Genomic DNA, 901 nt, shown 5'->3' with positions numbered 1-901 from the left:
TCATTAAGAGGCTAAAAATAGTTGGTTAAAATAAGCGAGGCACGAGCAAAAACCAACTGTTTTTTGTCCTGCTTTAATGACTTGTTATGTTTTGACGCTCATATCTCATTTCAATTTTTTTCTAGCTTTAAACTTTAATTTTACATAATCAAACAAAAAAACAGCTACAGACAATACAACCGCCAACACTATGAAAAAACCATTAAAGTCGCCACCAACAAGGTGAAAAACTTTAAGTATTTGGTAGATAGGCTCCCACCCACCAATAATTATAAAAAAGCCAATAGCTCTAGGACTAATGGTGGCTATATTACTTAAGTAAGTTTTAATTAACATAAATCTACCTACTTTTTACAAGACCAAAGATGAAAAACATACGCATCATTATTTAAAAACATAACGCCACACTAAGAGGCTAAAAATAGTTGGTTAAAATAAGCGACGAAGGAGCAAAAACCAACTGTTTTTTGTCCTTTTGAGTGCCTTGTTATATGCCCGACCCACCAACTTTAGGCTTTTGAAACTTTACGGTAAAATACGTTGATAAAGCTCCAGACCAAACAATTACACCAGCGGCTAAAAATCGTATTCCATCAGAGTTAGAGCTAGAAATTAACAAGTAAAGTGAAACTACACCAAAAATTAAAGCTGCAATTGATGCTACTCGAGATTTCCATTTTAAGATAACCACCCCAAGAATAAATAAAATAACAGAATCATAAATTAATGAAACTTCAAAGAAAGCGTAACCAATATAAAGAGCAGCCACAACAATTAAGTTAGCGGCATTACTCTTAATTTTATCTAGGCACTTTTCGTGATTTAACAACTAAACCTCTTGGGGCATATAACGCCCCAATAAGGGGCTAAAAATTGTTGGCTAAAATCAGCGAGGCACGAG

The 901-nt window shown here is 34.2% G+C and carries 2 protein-coding genes; both read right to left on the bottom strand.

Translation table 11 applies throughout. The annotated features are described in order from the left end of the window. Nucleotides 1-105: 105 nt before the first annotated feature. Entirely contained in the window at nt 106-336 is a 231-nt protein-coding gene (locus tag CXF71_RS13080; RefSeq protein WP_101233398.1) for a hypothetical protein, read from the bottom strand. Between the two features lie 151 nt (nt 337-487). Further along, on the bottom strand, nt 488-829 hold the full coding sequence (locus CXF71_RS13075) for a hypothetical protein (RefSeq protein ID WP_101233397.1): 342 nt from the start codon (nt 827-829) through the stop codon (nt 488-490). Nucleotides 830-901: the final 72 nt, after the last annotated feature.

The sequence above is a fragment of the Colwellia sp. 12G3 genome (assembly GCF_002836775.1).
GTDB lineage: Bacteria > Pseudomonadota > Gammaproteobacteria > Enterobacterales > Alteromonadaceae > Colwellia.
Note: the sequence above shows the minus strand (reverse complement) of the source record. Positions and strands in the feature narration are given on the sequence as shown.